This is a genomic window from Nocardia sp. NPDC059240 (assembly GCF_042753865.1).
GTDB lineage: Bacteria > Actinomycetota > Actinomycetes > Mycobacteriales > Mycobacteriaceae > Nocardia.
In genome coordinates, this window is sequence record NZ_JBHZAC010000002.1 from 469,273 (window position 1) to 489,646 (window position 20,374).

At 68.0% G+C, this 20,374-nt stretch carries 21 protein-coding genes; 6 read left to right on the forward strand and 15 right to left on the reverse strand.

The window, feature by feature from the left end; all coding sequences use genetic code 11:
* The first annotated feature begins 265 nt into the window (after positions 1–265).
* A complete protein-coding gene (locus tag ACFXHA_RS07765) occupies positions 266–1,456 on the forward strand; it encodes a lipase family protein (RefSeq protein ID WP_379354121.1) in 1,191 nt (396 codons plus the stop codon).
* 30 nt (positions 1,457–1,486) lie between these two features.
* On the opposite strand, the gene ACFXHA_RS07770 is transcribed toward ACFXHA_RS07765, so the two are convergent.
* The 5 genes from ACFXHA_RS07770 to ACFXHA_RS07790 all read right to left on the reverse strand — a co-directional run bounded on the left by ACFXHA_RS07770 (position 1,487) and on the right by ACFXHA_RS07790 (position 5,871).
* Positions 1,487–2,143, reverse strand: coding sequence for an ammonium transporter (locus tag ACFXHA_RS07770; RefSeq protein WP_379354122.1), 657 nt, complete (start codon positions 2,141–2,143; stop codon positions 1,487–1,489).
* Positions 2,144–2,291: 148 nt separating this feature from the next.
* Positions 2,292–3,056 (reverse strand): energy-coupling factor transporter transmembrane component T family protein, encoded by a 765-nt coding sequence (locus ACFXHA_RS07775; RefSeq protein WP_379354124.1) that lies wholly within the window; start codon positions 3,054–3,056, stop codon positions 2,292–2,294.
* Positions 3,053–5,128: an ABC transporter ATP-binding protein gene (locus ACFXHA_RS07780; RefSeq protein ID WP_379354991.1), complete on the reverse strand. Its 2,076-nt coding sequence runs from the start codon at positions 5,126–5,128 to the stop codon at positions 3,053–3,055. Before ACFXHA_RS07780 ends, ACFXHA_RS07775 begins: the two co-directional genes overlap by 4 nt.
* A 135-nt stretch (positions 5,129–5,263) precedes the next feature.
* Positions 5,264–5,473 carry a hypothetical protein gene (locus tag ACFXHA_RS07785; protein WP_379354126.1) on the reverse strand — a complete coding sequence of 70 codons (210 nt, stop codon included), beginning with the start codon at positions 5,471–5,473 and terminating at the stop codon, positions 5,264–5,266.
* 194 nt (positions 5,474–5,667) lie between these two features.
* Positions 5,668–5,871, reverse strand: a complete 204-nt coding sequence (locus tag ACFXHA_RS07790) for a hypothetical protein (protein ID WP_379354128.1) — start codon at positions 5,869–5,871, stop codon at positions 5,668–5,670.
* A 139-nt stretch (positions 5,872–6,010) separates the two neighbouring features.
* Here ACFXHA_RS07790 and ACFXHA_RS07795 point away from each other — a divergent pair, with 139 nt between their 5' ends.
* Positions 6,011–7,009 (forward strand): DUF5919 domain-containing protein, encoded by a 999-nt coding sequence (locus tag ACFXHA_RS07795; RefSeq protein WP_379354129.1) that lies wholly within the window; start codon positions 6,011–6,013, stop codon positions 7,007–7,009.
* A complete protein-coding gene (locus ACFXHA_RS07800; protein WP_379354131.1) occupies positions 7,009–7,821 on the forward strand; it encodes an inositol monophosphatase family protein in 813 nt (270 codons plus the stop codon). The genes ACFXHA_RS07795 and ACFXHA_RS07800 overlap by 1 nt, the downstream gene beginning before the upstream one ends.
* A 7-nt stretch (positions 7,822–7,828) precedes the next feature.
* Here the strand turns inward: ACFXHA_RS07800 and ACFXHA_RS07805 are convergent, their stop codons facing one another.
* The gene (locus ACFXHA_RS07805) at positions 7,829–8,590 is read right to left on the reverse strand and encodes a dienelactone hydrolase family protein (protein ID WP_379354133.1); all 762 of its coding nucleotides are present in this window, start codon (positions 8,588–8,590) and stop codon (positions 7,829–7,831) included.
* 35 nt (positions 8,591–8,625) lie between these two features.
* Positions 8,626–9,273, reverse strand: a complete 648-nt coding sequence (locus ACFXHA_RS07810; protein WP_379354135.1) for a TetR/AcrR family transcriptional regulator — start codon at positions 9,271–9,273, stop codon at positions 8,626–8,628.
* Positions 9,274–9,361: 88 nt separating this feature from the next.
* On the opposite strand from ACFXHA_RS07810, the gene ACFXHA_RS07815 reads away from it, so the two are divergent.
* Together ACFXHA_RS07815 and ACFXHA_RS07820 are read left to right on the forward strand one after the other, a co-directional pair.
* Positions 9,362–10,363 (forward strand): SDR family oxidoreductase, encoded by a 1,002-nt coding sequence (locus ACFXHA_RS07815; RefSeq protein WP_379354137.1) that lies wholly within the window; start codon positions 9,362–9,364, stop codon positions 10,361–10,363.
* A 62-nt stretch (positions 10,364–10,425) separates the two neighbouring features.
* Positions 10,426–11,070, forward strand: coding sequence for a cysteine hydrolase family protein (locus tag ACFXHA_RS07820; protein ID WP_379354139.1), 645 nt, complete (start codon positions 10,426–10,428; stop codon positions 11,068–11,070).
* On the opposite strand, the gene ACFXHA_RS07825 is transcribed toward ACFXHA_RS07820, so the two are convergent.
* The 4 genes from ACFXHA_RS07825 to ACFXHA_RS07840 form a co-directional block, all read right to left on the reverse strand.
* Positions 11,067–13,325 (reverse strand): ATP-dependent DNA ligase, encoded by a 2,259-nt coding sequence (locus tag ACFXHA_RS07825; protein WP_379354141.1) that lies wholly within the window; start codon positions 13,323–13,325, stop codon positions 11,067–11,069. The two genes, ACFXHA_RS07820 and ACFXHA_RS07825, sit on opposite strands and share 4 nt — an antisense overlap.
* 85 nt (positions 13,326–13,410) lie before the next feature.
* Positions 13,411–13,701, reverse strand: a complete 291-nt coding sequence (locus ACFXHA_RS07830; protein ID WP_379354993.1) for an antitoxin — start codon at positions 13,699–13,701, stop codon at positions 13,411–13,413.
* Positions 13,702–13,736: 35 nt separating this feature from the next.
* Complete coding sequence (locus ACFXHA_RS07835; protein WP_379354143.1) at positions 13,737–14,858, reverse strand: MBL fold metallo-hydrolase; 1,122 nt, start codon at positions 14,856–14,858, stop codon at positions 13,737–13,739.
* 41 nt (positions 14,859–14,899) lie between these two features.
* A complete protein-coding gene (locus ACFXHA_RS07840; RefSeq protein ID WP_379354145.1) occupies positions 14,900–15,625 on the reverse strand; it encodes an enoyl-CoA hydratase in 726 nt (241 codons plus the stop codon).
* 100 nt (positions 15,626–15,725) lie between these two features.
* Between ACFXHA_RS07840 and ACFXHA_RS07845 the strand changes: the two genes are divergently transcribed.
* Entirely contained in the window at positions 15,726–16,856 is a 1,131-nt protein-coding gene (locus tag ACFXHA_RS07845) for an NAD(P)-binding domain-containing protein (protein WP_379354147.1), read from the forward strand.
* Positions 16,857–16,858: 2 nt separating this feature from the next.
* Here the strand turns inward: ACFXHA_RS07845 and ACFXHA_RS07850 are convergent, their stop codons facing one another.
* The 4 genes from ACFXHA_RS07850 to ACFXHA_RS07865 form a co-directional block, all read right to left on the reverse strand.
* Positions 16,859–17,716 carry an aldo/keto reductase gene (locus ACFXHA_RS07850; protein ID WP_379354149.1) on the reverse strand — a complete coding sequence of 286 codons (858 nt, stop codon included), beginning with the start codon at positions 17,714–17,716 and terminating at the stop codon, positions 16,859–16,861.
* A 97-nt stretch (positions 17,717–17,813) separates the two neighbouring features.
* Positions 17,814–19,391, reverse strand: coding sequence for a carboxyl transferase domain-containing protein (locus ACFXHA_RS07855; RefSeq protein ID WP_379354151.1), 1,578 nt, complete (start codon positions 19,389–19,391; stop codon positions 17,814–17,816).
* A gap of 25 nt (positions 19,392–19,416) precedes the next feature.
* Positions 19,417–20,019: an ATP/GTP-binding protein gene (locus ACFXHA_RS07860; RefSeq protein ID WP_174391578.1), complete on the reverse strand. Its 603-nt coding sequence runs from the start codon at positions 20,017–20,019 to the stop codon at positions 19,417–19,419.
* On the reverse strand, positions 20,000–20,374 hold the full coding sequence (locus ACFXHA_RS07865) for a DUF742 domain-containing protein (protein ID WP_033085504.1): 375 nt from the start codon (positions 20,372–20,374) through the stop codon (positions 20,000–20,002). Before ACFXHA_RS07865 ends, ACFXHA_RS07860 begins: the two co-directional genes overlap by 20 nt.

Here is a 20,374-nt window from a genome sequence, read left to right on the forward strand (position 1 = left end):
TGGATATATTCTTTCGTACTAGAAACCGCGCAACGCCGTAGTTACGACGCGCGGGACGTCGTTGACCGATGACCGGACCGGGCAGTAATTTTGATGCTCCGATGCGCCGACGTTCTTATCGGCGCGATGTGCGAGTCCGTGGTCTGGAGCGTCGGGTTATTCGACGCTGGAGGGCGTTATGCGGCGGGATGGCGCATGGTTCGGGGCACACACGCGGGCGAATACGGAGTGCGCGAAGGGAATTCGGCACTGGTGGCGCGTCGGTTTGATCGGAGCGGTCGCTGTGCTGGCGGCGGCGGTCGCCATACCCGGCACCCGCGCCGACATCCCGTACCCCGATGACGATCCGTTCTACGCTGCCCCGATCTCGTTGGGGGAGTTCGACAATGGCGCGATCCTGGGCTCCCGGTCGATCGCCGTCTTCGGGCTCCCACTCCCGGTGGCGGGCTGGCAGGTGCAGTACCGCACCACCGACTCCGCCGGGGCCGCGGCCGCCGATATGGCGACCGTGATGTCCCCGCTGACCCCGTGGACCGGACCCGGGGATCGGCCGCTGCTGTCGTATCAGATCGCCGAGGACAGCCTCGGAACCCGGTGCGCGCCATCGTTCGCGCTGGGCGGGGGCCGCGACTTCTCGATCGCGACCACCCTGCTCGACGTGCCCTTCCTGGCCGAAGCGCTGCGCCGCGGCTGGGCCGTGGTGGTCTCCGACTACGAAGGCCCGCAGTCCCGCTTCTTCGACGGCGTGAACTCCGGCCGGGCCGTCCTGGACGGCGTGCGCGCCGCCAAATCCTTTGCGCCGCTGGGTATCACCGAGGCCAGCCCGCTCGGGGCGTGGGGCTACTCGGGCGGGGCGTTCGCCACGCTATGGGCCATGCAGTTGCGCGCGAGCTATGCGCCCGAACTCCGGTTCGCGGGCGTGACCTCCGGCGGCGTGCCGACGAATATCCCCGCCATCGCGCGCGGCGTGGACGGCAGCTATCAGGCCGGGCTGGCAGTGCTGATATTGCTCGCCTTGGCCCGCAATGATTCCGGGACCGGTCTGGCGGATGATCTCAACGACAGCGGCCACGCCTTGCAGGCGTCGGAGGCCACGGCCTGCGGTGGCGATCTGGTGTCACGGCATCTGTACGGTCACGTCGACGATTACTCCGCGGTCGGAGACATCCTCGGCAGCCCGGAATTCCTCGCGGCCACCAACCATCAGGAGCTGGGCGGCTGGGCCCCGGACGTGCCGCTTTACCTGTACCACAGCAACAATGACGACGTGATCCCGTCGGCCGGGTTCAGCGCCCTGGTCGACCGCTACTGCGCGCTGGGCGCGAACCTGACCGCCGTGCACTCCGCCATCCCCGGCCACAATCCGGCCGCCATCGTGGAAGCGTGGGGTGCGATGAACTACTTGTCCGACCGCTTCGCGGGCGTCCCGGTGGTTGCCGGGTGCACCGTGCGATGACTCAGCACGGTGCACCCGACGCCTCTGGGATCAGTGGTCGCCCGGCTGGGCCCACTTGGTGGTGCCGGGCGCGGCGGTCAGCGTGCTGATCAGGTCGACACCGGCGATGAGCAGCGCCGGGCCGCCCACGGCCAGGGTGCCGATGACCGCGCCCAGACCGGCGGCGAGCGGTACCGTCGCCAAACCGAAAGCGCCGCCCAGGAATCCGATGGCGCCGATGGCCGCGCCGACCGCCAGGCCGACGAAGCTGCCGATCACGGTGGCCATGCCGAACTGACTGTTGAACGCCTGCATGGCGAGCTGGTTCTCATTCAGCGAGGCCACCGGATGCAGCACCGGCGTGGCCGCGGCGACATCCTTGACCGCCGTCATGCTCAGCGTCGCGCCGTCCGCGCTGACATTGCTCGGCAGCGGGTAGCTGAGGCCGTCCTGCTCGAAGGCGAGCGGCAGGCTGAGCACGGTGGCGCCGGTGGCGTCCTTGATGTTCACATCCCCGCCGGCCAGCTCGAAGCTGCCGTTGGTGAGGGTGGTGACGACGGTGTTACCGACCAGCTGGCTCTGGTAGCCGATGTCCGGAACGGTCGAATCCGCGTGAGCCACACCGGCTCCGGCGATGGCGACCGCGGTGACAATCGGCGCGGCGACTGCGGTGAACTTGCGCAGCATCATGGGTCTTCCAATCTTCATCAGGTTTTCGTGGCAACACAGGGCTCGGCCGAAAGAATTCCCCCCTTTGTGAACCAGCGAGCCCCTGTCGCGTTCAGCAACGCGTTCTACTGCCCATCACCGTAGCGCGTAGTACCGACAAACCGAATAATTTTCGGCTCGAGCGCCGTTAAAACAGCAGTTCGACACCCACACCCAGGGCGCACATCAAGCTCAACACCAACAGCGCGACCAGGTCGCCGCGGCCGGGAGCGCCCGGGCGGGCGGTCAATTCGCCGGTGCCGCCGCGGGTGGTGATGGCCTCACCCAGTTCGGCCGCGCGCCGCGAGGACACCGCCATGCTCGCGGTCAGAATGTCGACCAGTGGATTCTCGACCGCGCGCTGCACCAGCGAATCCTTGGGTCGCAACCGGCGGGCCGCGCGCAGGATCCGCATCTCCTCCAGCAGCAGCGGCAGCCCGCGCAGCGTCAACGCCACCACCACCGCCCACTCGTCCACCGGGATCGCGTGCCGGACGCCGTGGCGGGTCCAGCCGATCCGCTTCAGCGGCGCACCGAGTTTGGCCAGTGCCGGGGCGACCGCGCCCATCGGCGTGGTCCAGGCGACCAGGAACGACGAGCCGAGCAACAGGAATCCGAACAGCACCACCTGCGCGTAGCGCACCAGCGCCGACAGACCGACCGGTGCGTTGATGGCCGCGCCGATGGCGATGCCGACCCACAGCCACCACGGGAAGCGCGGCAGGGTGCCCAGCGGCAGCCGCGCCAGCACGAACACCGCGACCAGGAACAGGGTGGCCAAGCCCAGCAGCCACCAGGACGGGATGAACATCAGCAGCAGACTGAAGACGAAGACGCCGATCATCTTGGTACCGGCCCAGAGTCGATGCACCGGGCTGTCGGTGGGTACCTCGCGCAGGACCACACTGCTCATCGAACGCCTCCGCGGATATCGTGGGTCGGGCTGTATTCCGTTGCCGAGGAGTCGTTTTCGACCAGTCGCCCGTCGCGCAGGTGCACGGTGCGGTCGCACACCGCAGACATGTCGGCCACGTCGTGCGAGATGACGATCAGGGTCAGACCCGAATCCCGCAGCCGGGCAAGCAATTCCACCACTCCGGCCCGCCCCTCCGGATCGAGTCCGGCCAGCGGCTCGTCGAGCACCACCACCTGCGGGTGCCCGGCCACGATCGCCGCCAGCACCACCCGCTTGGCCTGGCCGCCACTGAGTTTCTCCACCGACCGGGAGGCCAGGGCCCGGTCCAGGCCCACGGCATCGAGGGCCTTGGCGACCGCGTAGGTGCCGCTCCCGCCCCAGTCCTCGATCTCCTCGCCCACGCTCTGCCGTTGCAACTGCAGCCGGGAATGCTGGAAGGCCAACTGCACGGCCCCGATTCGCTTGTGCACGGGGCGGGTTCGGGTGAAGTCCCGCAGCTCGCAGGTGCCCGCGGACGGGACGGTCAGCCCGGCCATGATCCAGGCCAGCGTGGATTTGCCGGAACCGTTGCCGCCCACGATGAGCAGCGCCTCGCCTCGCCGCACGGTCAGGTCGATGCCGTGCAGGGCGGGCGCTTCCCACGGGGTGCCGCGGTTGTAAGTGTGTGAGACGCCTTGTAATTCGAGTACCGGGTCGCCCATGGGCCGACGCCGCGGATCGCGCACGGGGCGCGGCCAGGCGGGCAGGTGGTCGACGGTGCGGCCGTGCTGGAGGTGGATCACGCGATCGGCGGCGGCCGCGTCGGCCTCGTGATGGGTCACCAGGACGACGGCCATCGGATGCCGGCGCGGCAGGTCGGCCAGCAGGGCCACCAGGTCGCGGCGGCCCTCGGGATCGATCATGGAGGTGGCCTCGTCGGCGAGCAGCAGCGTGGGGCGGCGGGCCAGTGCGGCCGCCACCGCGAGTCGTTGCTGTTGGCCGCCGGACAGGGTGGAGGTTTCGCGCCCGCCCATCCCGGCCAGCCCGACCTCGGCCAGCAGGCCGTCGATATCCACATTGGCGGCGTCCGCGGTCGGCAGCCCCCACACCACGTCGTCGGCGACGAGCACGCCGAGGGTCTGACTTTCCGGCCGCTGCAACACCATCGCCGTCCCGCCGCGTACGCCCAGTCCCGCCGCGCCCGGCCGGGTGACCGTGCCGTAGGTGGGCGGTCGGCCCGCGAGCAGCCTGGTGAGCGTGGACTTCCCGGAACCGTTGTGGCCCACGATCGCCACGAATTCCCCGACCTCGATGGTCAGGTCGATGCCCTGCAAGGCGTCGGTGCGCGCCTCGGGATAGCGAAAACCGGCCTGCCGCAAGGTGACCGGCAGTGGCGCCACCGGCCGGTCGTCGGCGGGCGCGTCCAGCAGGTCGTCACGCCCGGGCAGCCAGGCCAGCCGATCCAGCACCGAACCCAGCACGAACCACGAGAACACCCCGCTGACCAGCATGGCCGCGATGATGCCGCCGCCTACGAAGGCCCACCACCAATGCAGCACGGTGTCGGTGCTGCTCGCCGCGAACCGGCCGATCGGTTCCAGCGCGGATTGCCGCGCCGCAAGGTTTTCCACACCCTTGGCGAGATTGCGGATGTTGTCGAACATCAGGTGCCGTGACTGCGCGAGCGCCAGCAGCATTCCGACGGTCAGGGCCGCCATCACGGTCCCGGCCAGCGTCGAGAGTCCCACCACGGCGGGTAGACCGCCACGCCGCCGCTTGACCGTCCCGATGATCCCGCCGATCACCGCGACCCCGACCAGGTTCTCGGCGGGCAGCAGACCCGCCGCCACGAACGTCACCAGCGTCCCCGCGATGGTGGTCGCCAGCTGCGCCCGGAACCGGTGCCGATGCGCGAGCAGTCCCATCGGCACCGCGGCCACCAGTTGCAGCGCCGCCGCGAACGGCACCAACGACCCGAGCGTCACCAGCCCCACGGTCGCCCCGCCGAGCACGGCTCCCGCCGCCAGCTCGATCGGCCGCAACGCCCCCGTAGGTAGCGCCCCCTCGGAACTTCTCCCGGCGCGGGCCACGCCGGCCTGGTCGGCCACGCCGCCGCGAATCCGGTACGAATCGGTCACGCCTACCAGTCTGCCGTGTCCCTACCCCTCCCCACCGCTACCTCTCAACATCTCCACAGAGTCCGGACACGCCGACCACAGGTGACCTCACCGAACAGCCCATCCCGGCTTGCCATCAACCCAGACCACGGGTTCGGGAATTTGCCCCTGCCGGATCCGCAGCCAGAGACCGGCCGGGCTGACGGCATGGTCGCGACACATCGCCGTGGTGTCGACGTGAACAATCGTGGGCTCCGGCCACCGGAACGGCACGGGTCCGCAGCCCGCGATCAGATCGGGCCGCCAGTGCTCGATCATCGGGAGCGGCCATCCCGGCCATCGGCCGACGGTGACGACAGGGTCGGGGACCCACACCGGGCCGTTCAGCCGCCAGCGTTGTAACCGCTCGTACGGAATGCCGGTCTCGCAGGCGAATCGCCGTAATCCGAGGTAGCACCGGACGCCCACGTCGAGATCCGTTCTCGGTGGACGCAACGACGCCGGCATCGCTGTCAACGGATCCTCATCTCGCAGGGCGCGTCCGGCGGAATGATCCAGCGCGCGAAGGTTTCATGCGGATCGACAGTGATCAGGTCTGCCACTGCCACCAGCGCGGCGGGAGCGCTGCCGCCGACATGGTCGAGCGAGGGGATGATCACCGCCTCGGCGCGACTTCTGGTGGCGATCGCGATCAATCCATCGATCGGATTCGCCATGACGTCCGTGAACATCACGAGTCTCGTCATCGAGTACCCGAGACGGACTGCCAGACCACGGATTCGACACGCATCCCATTCCTGGCGGGGCCCGCTGACGTCCCGGCGAAGATAGCCCAGCGCGATCGGTTTCGATGCCATGAAAACAGCGTCGCTGGCGCAGCGGTCTCGGCGCGGCCCCGCTGAGGCTTCTTGCTCGACAGGAATGTCTCTTCCATGTCTCCTCGCGAGGGTAGGATTTCCGCAGATCACCGGTACTTCATCCCGAGGCGGCTCTGTGGGTACGGTTCTGAAAGCTTTACTGCAACAACGTCATCTGCAGACTGTCACCGTGTTCAATCGGGAATACGACCGGTTTGCGAAGCGGCTCGACCCCGAGTTGGTGGGGTGCGGCCCGAAGAAGGCGCAGTTCTACCGATGGTTGGCGGGAGAGTTGACCACTCTTCCCTATCCGCACCACCGTCGAATCTTGCACGCGATGTTCCCGGACTGGTCGATAGACGAACTCTTCGAAGAGTATTCGGGCCCTGTCAGCGCTCTGGCACCGCCGATTCCGCGGCCGCAGTCGGCTGCGAAGGTCGACTGCCGATCCGATGTCGCGGACATCGAGGCCGTGTTTCCCAATCGGATGGAATTCCTGCGCGCGCTGCCGCCACAGGAGCTGTTCAAGGAGGCACGTCGAATCGACATGGTGGGGCTGTCACTGAACCTACTGTGTCAGCAGTGTTCTGACGCCGACATACTCGGACTGGTGGAATCCGGGGCACACCTCAGATGCCTGTTCCTGGAACCGAGCGGCACCCACATCCGGCTTCGGGAACGCGAGGAGGGGCATCCGCCCGGAGTTCTCACCAGTCTGACGGATCTGAATATGCGGACCCTCCGTCGGCTGCGGTTGCGAGTTCCCGACAGGGCAACGGGTTCGATTGCCTTGCGTACCTACGACGCGCCGCTCCGATACAACATCACCATCGTCAACACGAATGTCTGTGTGATGCAACCGTATCTGCCGACCGCGAGGGGGATCGATTCCCCGGCATTCGTGGCACGCAAGTCCGGCGTGCCGGGGATTTTCGACACCTTCGCGGATGTTTTCGAGTCCATGTGGGCGGATGCCCGTGAGGAGTCCAACGAATAATGGAGCATGCGGTTCTCCTGGATGTCGCCCGTTCCGCAGTAGCGCTCGGCTGCAAGCTGTTGAGTACGTCGGAACCGGGGGCTGTGCAGGCCAAGGGCGATCGTGATTTCGTCACCGAACTCGACATCCTGATTCAGGCGACAGTGCGCACTCATCTCGCCGACGAGACGCCGGAGATCGGATTTCTGGGTGAGGAAGCTCAGCCCGGTGGTCTCGAAGACCGCGTGCCGGACTTGTGCTGGGTACTCGATCCCATCGACGGGACGTCGAACTTCATTCACGGCCTACCGTTTTGCGCGGTATCCCTTGCACTGGTGCGCGATGGAACTCCGGTTATCGGCGTGGTCGGGGCACCGTTTCTTGCGCTCGAGTATTACGCGGCCGAAGGCGGCGGGGCCTTCGTCAACGGTCGTCCGATACGCCACCGTGGCACCGGTGCTCTGTCTCGGGCAATCGTTTCCATCGGCGATTACGGTGTCGGAGCCGAGGCTGCGGCGAAGAATCGGGTAAGGCTTGCGGTGACAGCCGGGTTGGCCGATCAGGTCGAGCGGGTTCGTATGTTCGGCTCGGCAGCACTGGATCTGGTGTGGGTCGCCGAAGGACGCATCGACGCATGTGTGCTGTTGACGAACAAGCCTTGGGATACCGCCGCGGGGGTATTGATCGCACGCGAGAGCGGGGCGGTCGTCACCGACTCGAATGGTGCGCCGCACAGCCTGACCGCGGCCCATACAATCGCGGCCGCACCGTTGATTTCGGCCGCCTTGCTGGAGCTTGTCCAGCAGGCGGCCGACTGCGTAGAGCAGGCGTAGCCGGACGTCAGCCGCGCAGGGCGCGATCGAAGAGGGCGAAGAGCTCGCGGTAGTGGCGTTCGGCCGATTCGGGATCATGGGCGGAGGTGTCGGCCTGGGTGTAGCCGTGCTGAGCGCCCGCGTAGGTCTCGGTGCGGAAGCTGACACCGGCCGCCGTGAGGGCCTTGTCGAAGTCGGCGATGTGCTCGGGAGTCATGTGCTGGTCTTCGCCCGCGTGCGCGAAATACAGTTCCGCGGTGATGTTCTCGGCCAGGCGGTGGGGGCTGTCGGGGGCGTCGGTGACGAGGGGACCGCCGTGGAACCCGGCCACCGCGCCGACGCGGTCGGGGAACAGACCGGCGGTCACGACCGCGAGGCGGGCGCCCATGCAGTAACCGGTGACGCCGACCTTGCCGGGAGTGACGAAGGGCGAGGCCGCCAACCAGCCGAGGTAGGCGCCGGCATCGGCGCGCAGGCGGTCGGTGGTGAGTTCGCGGATCATCGGGAAGACCTGCTGGAAGATCTCCGGGCGCTCCGACGGGTCGATGAATTCCGGCAGTTCGACCACGGGGGCGGGACCGTGCCGGTAGAAGGCGTTGGGCAACAGCACCGTGTAGCCGTGGGCGGCAATGCGATCGGCCAGCGCGCGCAGGCTGGGCCGCAAACCGAAACCGTCCTGGATCACCAGCACGCCCGGATGGGGCGCGCCGTCGTCGGGGCGGGTCACATAGGCGTCGGCGACACCGTCGGGTGTCGTGATCTCGACCGATTCACCGTGCACTGCGGACATTTCGAATCCTCCTGCCACGTTGGATCTTTCGAACACTACCCAACTCCGGACCCGCCGCGGTCCCCGGCACCGCGGTCGATGAGGTCGGCGAAGATGCCGGTGATGCGGGCGGTGAGGGCGGCCGGGGTGGTGCCGGATTGGGTGGCGCGGAGGGCGAATTTGCCGTCGACGGTGAGGGCGGCCATGCCGTGGGCGAGCGACCACCAGGCGAGGGCCATGGTTTCGGCGTCGGCGGCGGGGAGGAAGCCGGAGGCGACCGCATCGGCGACGGCGGATTCCAGGACGGCGAAGGCGGCGTCGCCCGCGGCCTCGGTGTCCGGATGCTTCTCGGGCTGGGAAAGCTCGGGGCGGAACATGATTCGGAAGTAGGCGGCGTGGTCGCGGGCGAAGTCGACGTAGCCGGTGGCCATGGCGATCAGGGCGGCGCGCGGATCGGTGGTGGCCTCGCAAGCGGAAGTCATTGCCGCGCCCAGGATTTCGAAGCCGCGGGCGGCGAGGGCGGACATCAGGGCGGCCCGGTCGGCGAAGTGGTGGTAGGGCGCACCGGGGCTGACACCGGCCTCGCGGGCGACCTTGCGCAGGCTGACAGCCGCCAGGCCCTCGGACTCGATCAGCTGCAGGGAGGCGCGCAGTAGTTCCTCGCGGAGGTCTCCGTGGTGATAGCGGTCCTTGGTCGGCGGCATGGGTCGAGCGTAAGGGGTTGACGGCTCACGGCCTCGCAATCTATACATTGTTCAGATTCTAAACACTGCTCAGATTGGGGTACGGCCCATGTCCGATCTCGTTCTCGTCACCGGCGCTTCCGGCTTCGTCGCAGGCCATGTCATTCAAGAACTACTGAGCCAGGGCTACCGGGTGCGCGGCACCGTGCGCTCGGCCGCGCGCGCTGCCGACGTAGCCGCGGTGCTACCCGGCCTGGAATTGGTCGAGGCCGATCTCGGGTCGGACGCGGGCTGGGCCGACGCCGTCGCCGGCTGCCGTTACGTGCTGCACACCGCCTCCCCCTTCCCCTCCGCCGAACCCGAGCACGAGGACGAACTGGTCCGCCCGGCCGTGGACGGCACGCTGCGGGTACTGCGCGCGGCGGCGGCGCACGGGGTCGCCCGGGTCGTGGTCACCTCCTCCATCGCGGCGGTCGAGGTCGGGAACGAGGGCCACCTGCTCACCGAGGCCGACTGGTCCGACACCGCGCAGTGCGACGCCTATCAGAAGAGCAAGACCCTGGCCGAGCGCGCCGCCTGGGATTTCGCGGCCGAACACCCGGAAACCGAACTGGCCGTCATCAATCCGGGCATGATCATCGGCCCGGTCCTGCGCGCCGAGGCGGGCACCTCGGTCGGGGGCATTCGCACCGTGCTGGCCGGTGACATGCCCGGCGTGCCCCGGCTCAACTTCGCCACCGTCGACGTCCGCGATCTGGCCGTCGCCCACCGACTGGCCATGGAGGTCCCCGAGGCCGCCGGCAGCCGCTACATCTGCGCCGGACCCGAGGTGAGCTTCCCCGCCATGGCGGAGATCCTCGCGCAGCGCTACCGCGTCTCCACCCGGGTCCTGCCCGACTGGCTCATCCGCCTGGTCGCCCGCTTCAATCCCGATGCCCGCCTCGCGGCCCGCTTCCTCGGCCGGGGTGCGAACCTCAGCGCCGCCAAGGCCGAACGCGACCTGGGCTGGCACCAGCGCCCGGTCGCCGAAACCCTCCTCGACACCGCCGCCAGCCTCATCGAATTCGGGCTCGTCGCCGACCCCGGCGCAGCCAGGACCCGCGCCGCCTGATCCTGGGGCGCGCGTACGGTGGGGCGAAAGAGGGTGGGGCAGAGGACGATTGCGGAGGGCTTATGCGGCACGGGAACGGGCTCGAGATTCCGGAGACACTCGAGGATGTGTGCGCACCGGAGAAAATGGCGCTGATCGTGTACGACATGCAGGTCGGGGTGCTCGGGCAACTGGACGACGGGCCGCAGATCACCGAACGGGTCGCGAAGGTGGTCGACGCGGCCCGACGCGGCGGCTATCCGGTGATCTTCCTGCGGCACTTCTTCCTGCCCAAGCGACTCATGGGCGGCTTCGCGCTCCGCATGGCCATGACCTGGCAGGGGGCCGACTCCGTCGATGCGGTCGTGCCCATCCTGCAACGCGACACACCCGGATTCCATCTGGTCCCGGAGTTGCAGCCGCAGGAGGGCGAGGTGGTCTTCGACAAGACCTCGATGTCCGCCTTCGAGGGCACTCCCCTGGCCTCGACACTGCGTGATCTCGGCATCGGCGCGTACGCCATCGTCGGGGTGGCGCTCGAGATCGGCATCGCGCCGACCGTCACGCATTCCACCGATCTCGGCTTCCTGCCGGTCGTGATCAAGGACGGGGTCGGCGGGCGTGACGAACCCGGAAAGCAGCGCGCCTGGGACGATTTCGAATTCCAGGGGCACGCCCTCGTCACCGATATCGACACCATCGTGCCGCTGCTGAAGAAGACGAGTTAATCGGTGCTGGGGATCCAGGCCGGATGCCACAGGCGTCCGGTCTCGGTCCAGTTCATGAAACGAACCGTGCCGGTGAGCTCGGGGCGCACCCAGATCGCGTCCTTGCGCTCGTCGGCGGTGAGCTCATTGCCGAACGGGCTGGTCTTGCGCTCCAGGCGGCGCAGGCGAGCCGCCAGCTCGCTCATCTCCTGTTCGCTGAAGCCGGTCCCCACCCGGCCCAGGTAGTACAGCTCCCCCTCGTGCGGCACCCCGACCAGCAGCGAGGCGAACTGCCGCACCTCCGAAAGCCGATACCCGCCGACCACCACCGACAGCGTCCGCCAGTTGCGGGTCTTGACCCAGGACTGCCCGCGCCGCCCCGGTAGGTAGATCGAATCCCGGCGCTTGGCGACCACGCCCTCCATGCCGTGTTCCTGGCTGTAGCGCAGGGCTTCCGCGCCCGAACCCGCCAGCTGTTTCGGCACGATCAGCGAACGAGCCTGCGCCGCCAGGGCTTCCAGCACCCGTCGCCGGTCGTCGTAACGTTTGCGGATCAGCGAGGTGCCGTCCAGGTACAGCAGATCGAAGGCCAGGAACACCGCCCGCTTCGAATCCTCGCGCAGCAGACCGAGATTCGCGCCGCCGTGATCGTCGAAGACGACGGCCTCACCGTCGAGAACCGCACTGTGCCCGGCCAATTCGTCACCCAGCACCGCCACGCCCGGGTATTTTCCGGTGACCACGAGCCCGGCGCGGCTGCGCAGGGTCACGGCGCCGTCGTCGATCTCGGCGATCAGCCGGAACCCGTCCCATTTGGTTTCGAAGGCCCAGCCCTCGGCGTCGAGGGTCGTCACGTCACCCGCGGTGGCCAGCATCGGCGTGAGCCCGCGCGGCATCGGTGCGGCGGTGCGCGGTACCGAAACCGGTTTCGCCCCATTGCCTTCCGGCCGCGACTGATCCTTCATCAGATGCATGAGCCACTGATTGCCATTGGTCTGGATCAGCGCGTACCGCCCGTCGAGCCGCTGCCCGTGCAACCGCACGATGACCTCGTCGTCGCGCCACTTCTCGGTCTCGTAGGTGCCGGTATCCCAGATGGTCATCTCGCCACCGCCGTACTCACCCTTGGGGATCGAACCGTGGAAGGTGAGGTACTCCATCGGATGGTCCTCGGTGTGCACGGCCAGCCGGTTCTCGCCGGTATCGACCGGCGGGCCCTTGGGCACGGCCCAGGAGACCAGCACCCCATCACGTTCCAGCCGCACATCCCAGTGCAGCCGCCGCGCGTGATGCTCCTGCACCACGAACCGATCCCCCGGCCCGGCGGTGGGCGGGCCCGGCGGCACCGGTTCGGGGGTACGGTGCGGGTCGCGCAGGGAGCGGTAGGTGTCGAGCGAGTCCGGTTGCGGCAGTGGCTCATCCAGTCCCACGAGCAGATCGCCGTCGCGCTGCCAGCGGCGCAGCACCTCGTCGAAGCGCAAGTGCCGCAGCTTCTTCGGCTTCTCGATCTCCTCCCAGGCGCGCGGCGCGGCCACCCACGGCTCGGCGCGCCCGCGCAGCGAATACGGCGCGATGGTGGTCTTGGCCGGATTGTTCTGACTCCAGTCCAGGAACACCTTCCCGTCACGCGCCGACTTGGCCATGGTCGCGGTCACCAGTTCCGGCCGCAGCTGCTGCAGATTGGTGGCGACCTGTTTGGCGACCGCCGACGCCCCGTTCGGCCCGAGCCGCCGATCCAACGGCACATAGACGTGAATCCCCTTGGAACCGCTCGTGACCGGGAAGGCCGACAGCCCCACCTCGTGCACCACGTCCCGCAGGATCAGCGCCACCTCCGCGCACTGGGCCAGCCCGGCCCCGGGCCCGGGATCCAGATCGAACACCAGCCGGGTGATGTCCCCGACCTCGGGACCGGCGAAACGCCATTGCGGCACATGCAGTTCCAGCGCCGCCTGCTGCCCCAGCCACGCCATCCCGGCCAGGCTGTCGATGATCGGGTACGTGACCGGCCGGTCGGAATGCTGAACCGTTCTGCGCTCCAACCACTTCGGCGCGTGCTCGGCCAGGTTCTTCTCGAAGAACGACTGCTCGTCCACCCCGTTCGGCCACCGCTTGCGGGTCACCGGCCGCTCGGCGATATGCGGCAGCAGGGCCGGGGCGACGGCCGTGAAATAGTCGATGACTTCGCCTTTGGTGGTCCCGGTGGCCGGGTACAGCACCTTGTCGAGGTTGGTCAGCCCAACCTCGATACCCCCGAAATCGCGCCGGGAACCCATCCCAGCAGTTTAGAAGCCAACGGGCCGTTCGGGTCAGCGGCGGAGATCCGCCACTCCCGAACGGCCCGTGGAAAGCCCGGTGCTACTACTCCGCAGGCTTGTCGCCTTCGGGAGCGGGTTCCGGGGCCGCTGCCGGCTCCGGGGCGGGTTCGGCCGCCGCCTCGGCGGGTGCGGACTCGGCAGGAGCCTCGGCGGCCGCGTCGGTCGGAATGGCGTTCTTGACCGCTTCCGCGCCCTTGTCGATCTGGGAGGAGAACTTCCCCCCGGTCTTCTCGTCGATCACCTGGCCGGCCTTGTCGACCGCCTGCTCAATCTTCTCGGCGTTCTGGGCCGCCACTTCCTTGCCCTTGCCGACCAAGCCCTTGAGCGTGTCCATGAGACTCACAGCTCTGCTCCTTCAATCTCGGTCCGTTATTGGCGAACATCTTCCCACCAGGTATCCCGTGGTGGGAGTCCAATGGGATCTATCCGCTGTCCCGGCTTCGGCACGGCGATGCGTGTCCCGGCCGCGTTGGCCGCGTCCACGAGTCGGCGTACCGGCTCCGACCAGCCATGGAAGGCCAGATTGAAGGTGGCCCAGTGAATCGGCACCAACAGCCCGTAACCCGGATCGCCGACACACAGATCGGCATGGGCGCGCACCGCCTCTTCGGGGTTCATGTGCACGTCCGGCCAGTGCCGGTCGTAGGCCCCGATGGGCAGCAGGGTCAGGTCGAACGGGCCCAGCCGCGCGCCCGCCTCCGCGAACGCCTTGGTGTAGCCGGTGTCGCCGCCGAAATAGACGCGGCGGGTCGGACCGGCGATGGACCACGACGCCCACAGCGTGGTGTTGCGCACCAGCCCACGCCCGGAGAAGTGCCGCGCCTCCGTGCAGGTGATCGTCAGATCGGTGCCGTCACCATGATCGCGCTCCAGTTCGGACAGCGAAACCGAAGCGGCCCAATCCAATTCGACGATGCGCTGCTCGGGCACCTCCCAGTGCCGCAGGTGCGCGCCGATGCCGATCGGCACGATGAACACGCAATCCTGACTGTCCACCAGACCGACCACGGTGTCACGATCGAGATGGTCGTAGTGGTCGTGCGAGATGAGCACCGCGTCCAGCTTCGGCAGCGCCGACAACGGCGACGGCACCGGATGCAGCCGGGCCGGGCCCACCAGTTGCGACGGCGAGACCCGTTCGCTCCACACCGGATCGGCCAGCACCCGATATCCGTCCACCTCCACCAGGCAGGTGGCGTGCCCGTACCAGGTGACCGCCAGATCCCCGGCCTGCGCGGGCAACTCCGGTGTCACCAGCGGGATCTCGCCCGCCGGGCGGCCGTTGTTGCGCTGGGTGACCAGCTGATACATCAGCTCCACCGGCGAACCGGTGATCTGACTGCTCGGCTCGGTGTTGTGGAACTGCCGATCGCGATAGGTGGTCGCGCCGCGCGCCGTCGGCGCGATGGCCGAAATGGACGCGCCCATGGCGGAGGGAATCCCCCACGCCGCCCGGACCAACCAGGAAATACCGAAAGCACCCGCTGCCATACCCACCAGTTTCCGCGTTTTCGCGGCCACGCGCTCCCCGTTCATCGGCCCTCGAACTTCGCGGCCCGCTTCTGCCGGCGAGCCGCGCGCGCCTCCTGCGCGTCGTCGCTGCGCCACGCCGCGTCCAGGGCCGCGGTCTGCTCGCGGGTGTCGGGGCCGCGGGTGTCGTCGTCATTGAAGACGAGCTTCAGATGCCGCAGCGACAGCGGCGCGAGCTCGGCGATCTGCTTGGCCCAGGCCTGCGCGTCCGCCAGCGTGCCGAGCTTGTTGGCGAATCCGAAGTGGTAGGCGTCGGTGGCCGAGACCCGCTCCGCGCCCAGCAGAATGGTGCGGGCCGGACCCGCACCGATCAGGTTCGACAGCCGCCGCACGGTCCAACGGTCAACGGAGATACCGAGTTTCGCGGCCGGAACCGCGACGAACGAATCCGGCGTCATGACCCGTAGGTCCGACGCCAGGGCTAGTTGCACGCCCGCGCCGAACGCGCCACCGTTGATCGCGGCGATCACCGGCACCGGGATCGTCTCGATGGTGCGCAGCATGTCGAGCAGGCCGTTCAAGAAATTGTCCGAATACACGCCGTCCAGATCCGCGCCCGCACTGAACAACGGCCCCTGACCGGTCAGCACGATCACCCGCGCCGATGTGGCGGCCTCCTCGAGGGCCGCACGCAGCTCCCCGATGAGCTCCTCGTTCAGGGCGTTCCGGCGTTCCGGACGCTGCAGTTCGATGGTGACGACCTCGCCATCGCGGCTGATTCCCAGCATCTGTCCCTTCCCCACTGTGCCACTTACCTGCACTGTGCAACTCACCTGCGCTACCTAGCCATGATCAGCGTTCACTCTAAGTGGGCGTACCGTCGGGTCGGTGACCGCAACACCCGATGTCGACATCCTCGTAATCGGTGCCGGGCAGGCCGGACTGTCGGTCGGCTACCACCTGCACCGCCTCGGTTTGCGGGCGGAGCACGATTTTCTCATCGTGGACCACTCACCCGCACCGGGTGGAGCGTGGCAGTTCCGGTGGCCTTCACTGACATTGAGCAACGTCAACCGGGTGCACGATCTTCCCGGCATGCCCTTCGAGGAGACGCTGCCCGCGGGCGCGGAGAACGCACAGGCGGCCACGGCCGTACCGCACTACTTCGCGCTGTACGAGGAGCGCTTCGATCTGCGGGTGCACCGGCCGGTGTCGGTCACCGTCGTGTGCGACCGCGCCACCGCCGCCAGTTGCCCGAACGAGGAAGTGGACGGGCTGCTGCACGCGGAGATCCGCCCCGGCGAGACGGTCAAGGTGCGCGGCCTGGTGAACGCGACCGGCACCTGGGACAAGCCGTTCATTCCTTACTACCGGGGCGCGGAGACCTTCGCGGGCCGCCAACTGCACGCCCACGATTACCGCACCGCAATGGAATTCGACGGAAAACACGTGGTCGTGGTGGGCGGTGGAATCACGGCCGTCCAACTGCTCGATGAGATTTCGCAGGTCACGACGACCACCTGGGTGACCCGTCGCGAACCCGTCTTCCGCCGTGGAGCATTCGCGGCCGAGGAGGGCCGCGCGGCCGTTGCCATGGTGGAAGACCGTGTGCGGCAAGGACTTCCACCCGGTTCGGTGGTTTCGGTGACCGGCCTCCGGGAGGATCCGCGGGTCAAGGCCATGCAGGCGCGGGGCGTGCTCGACCGTCGCCCCATGTTCGACCGGATCGAACCCGACGGAATCCGCTGGGCCGACGGCACTTTCCAGCGCGCCGACGTCATCCTGTGGGCCACCGGCTTCCGCAGCTCCCTCGACCACCTGGCGCCGCTACGACTACGCGGGTCGGGCGGCGGCATCAAGATGGCCGGCCACCTGGCGACGCAGGTCGACGCCGACCCCCGCATTCATCTGGTCGGCTACGGCCCCTCCGCGAGCACCATCGGTGCGAACCGCGCAGGTCGCGCTGCCGCCGTCGAATTGACTTCCTACCTGGGCCTACCCACGCACGCGGCGGTCTGAGCTCAGGCGGGCGCGTCCATATCCATCACGTCGGGGTCGGCACCCTGCCGCCCGCCCTTGTCGATGCCGGCGATCTGCGTCATCTCGCGCCCGGTCAGCTCGAAGTCGAAGACCGCCAGGTTCTCGGCCATCCGCGCGGGCGTCATGGACTTGGGGATGGCCACATTCCCCAGCTGCATGTGCCAGCGCAGGATGATCTGCGCGGGCGTGCGGCCGAGCTTGTCGGCCAGGCCGATGATGACCGAATCATTGAACTCCGCGCCACGTCCCAGCGGACTCCACGCCTCGGTCACGATGCCGTGCGCGGCATGGAACGCCCGCAACTCCGACTGCGCGTAATACGGGTGCAGCTCAACCTGATTGATCGCCGGAACCTCGCCGGTCTCGCCGATCACGCGTTCCAGGTGCGCGCGGGTGAAGTTGGAGACGCCGATCGAGACCACCCGGCCCTGCCGCTTGAGCGCCTGCAGCGCCCGGAAGGTGTCGACGTACAGATCCGCCGACGGCACCGGCCAATGAATCAGGAACAGGTCGAGGGTGTCGAGGCCGAGCCGCTTGTTGCTCTCGTCGAAGGCGCGCAGCGTGGCGTCGTAGCCGTGATCGGCGTTCCAGAGTTTGGTGGTGACGAAGACCTGGTCGCGCGGCAGACCGGACTCGCGGATCGCGCGGCCCACCTCTTCCTCGTTGCCGTAGAACGAGGCGGTGTCGATGCTGCGGTAACCGAGCTCCAGGGCCGTCGAAATGGTGCCGACCGCCTCGTCACCGACGACCTTGTACACACCGAAGCCCAGCTTCGGCATGACCTGACCGTCGCTGAGCACAATTGCCGGGATCTGGCTGGTCTCGAACCGATAAGTCACCACTCCGACCGTAGCAGCCATCCAGCCACAGCTAATTTCTAGCGTTGGCCTGACGGTGCCGGATGTGGCCCGAATTACGTCCCGGAGCCTGGCTCGATCACTCCGGCAAACCCAGTCGGCGGTAGCGGCGATGACGCTGGCTCACCAAATTCTCCAGGGGCAGCGCGGCCAGGGCCGCCAACTCCTCCGCGATCGCGCCGACCATGCGCTGCGCGAAGTCCACCGGCTCCTCGGCCGCGTCCGGGTATTCGTGCACGATCCGGTCGACAATGCCGTCGGCCTCCAGGTCCACCGCCCGGATACGCTGCGCGGCAGCCAATCTCGGGGCATGACCGGTATCGCGGTACACGATGGCGCTGGCGCCCTCCGGCGGCAGCGGGGCCAGCCAGCCATTGGCCGCCGCCAGCACTCGATCGGCGGGCAGCAGCGCCAGCGCGCCACCGCCACTGCCCTGCCCCAGCAGCACCGACACCGTCGGCGTGTCCAGGGTGACGAGATCGGCGATGCACCGGGCGATCTCGGGAGCCAGACCGCGCTCCTCCGCCTCCCGCGACAGCGACGCGCCCGCGGTGTCGATCACCAGCACCAGCGGAACTCGCAGCTCGGCGGCCAGATGCATGCTGCGGCGGGCCTCCCGCAACGCCGCCGGGCCCATGGTGTGCTCCGGCGACTGCCCGGCACGATCATGACCGAAGACCACGCAGGGCTGGCCCCGGAAGCGGGCCAGCGCGTGCACGACCGTGCGATCGGCCTCGCCTTGACCGGTGCCGGACAACGGAACCCGATCCGTGACGTGCCGCAACAGTTCGCGAATGCCGGGCCGATCGGCGCGCCGGGAGATCAGCACCGTCTGCCAGGCATGCACCTCGACGGTGTCCAGCACGGCCGGACCACTGCGCTCCTGCGGACCCGCCAGGAACGATCCGCGCCCGGGTGGCGTTGGGCCGCCGGTGTTCTCGGGCAGGGGCGACGGACCGTCGCAACACACCGTGAGTACCCGATGCGCGATCCGGCGGAAGATCGGCACCGACACGACACCGTCGATAACCCCACTGCGATAAAGGTTTTCGGCCGTCTGCACACCCTCGGGGAACTTCTTGCCGTACAGGGCCTTGTACACCCGCGGCCCGAGAAACCCGACCAGCGCGCCCGGCTCGGCAAAAGTCATGTGCCCCAACGATCCCCACGAGGCGAACACCCCGCCCATAGTGGGATCGCGCAGGTACACCAGATACGGATGCCCCGCCGCCTTGTGCACCGCGATGGCCCCCGCCACCTTCACCATCTGCACGAAAGCGACTGTGCCCTCCTGCATTCGGGTACCACCGGAGGTCGGTGAGGCGAGCAGCGGCAGACCCAGCTCGGTGGCGCGCTCCACCGCCGACACGATGCGTTCGGCCGCGGCCACCCCGATCGAACCCGCGAGAAAGGCGAACTCGCACGCGATCACGGCAACCCGCCGTCCGCGCAGCAACCCCTCCCCGGTGAGCACCGCTTCATCGGTACCCGCAGTCGCCACGGCAGCCAGCATGTCCGCTCGATACTCGGGCGATGCCGCGACGACGACCGGTGGCCGATCCCAGCTCACGAAGGAACCAGGATCGAGCAGTTCGCCGAGCAGCTCCCGCGCCGAGATCTTCACGGGCGCGAGCTTAACCGGCCTCGACGTCGCCATCGCCGACGTCGGGGGCCGGGTGTGTTCAGTACCCCTGCACGACCTTGCGCAGGGCGTACTCGGTGACCGCGACCAGGGCCTGCTTCACCGGTTCCCGGCGACGGGCGTCGATCGAGAGGATCGGCACGTCCGCGGGCACCGCCAGGGCCTGGCGGATGTCCTCGACCGGATACCGTGGCGCATCATCGAATTCGTTGATGGCCACCAGGAAGGGTAGGTTGCGCGCCTCGAAGTAGTCGACGGCCGCGAAACTGTCCTCCAACCGGCGGGTGTCGACCAGCACCACCGCGCCGATGGCACCCTTGATCAAGTCGTCCCACATGAACCAGAAGCGGTACTGGCCGGGCGTACCGAACAGATACAACACCAGGTCATCGGCCAGGCTGATACGGCCGAAGTCCATGGCCACCGTGGTGGTGGCCTTCGACGGAACCCCGGTCAGGGAGTCCACGCCGACACTCGCATTGGTCACCAAAGCTTCGGTGCGCAGCGGAACGATCTCCGACACAGCACCGACCAGGGTGGTCTTGCCGACACCGAAACCACCGGCCACGACGATCTTGGCCGACGTGGGCTTGCTGGTGCGCGTGTCGACCTGTGTCGTCGAATCAAATACGCCGGAGTCCACTGAGAACCCTTTCGATCAGCTCGCGACGTTCATCGTCGCTGGAATCGTCTTTCAATGTCGCCGATACCCGCACGTGTCCGGCATCGATGAGGTCGGCGACCAGCACCCGCGCCACACCGAGCGGAATGCCCAGGCGCGCGGCTACTTCGGCAACCGACGGCGATTCTCTGCACAACTCCACGATTGACGTCTCGATATTGGTGAGTTCGAACTGCCGCTCGAGGGCGACCGGATGCGATGCGACGAGCGCCTCCAGGGCGAGCTCCACCTTCGGCCGGGTGCGACCGGCCGTCAGTGAATATGGGCGAACCAGGCTCGGTTCGGCGCTCCCAACGCGTTCGTTGTCTATGTCCAT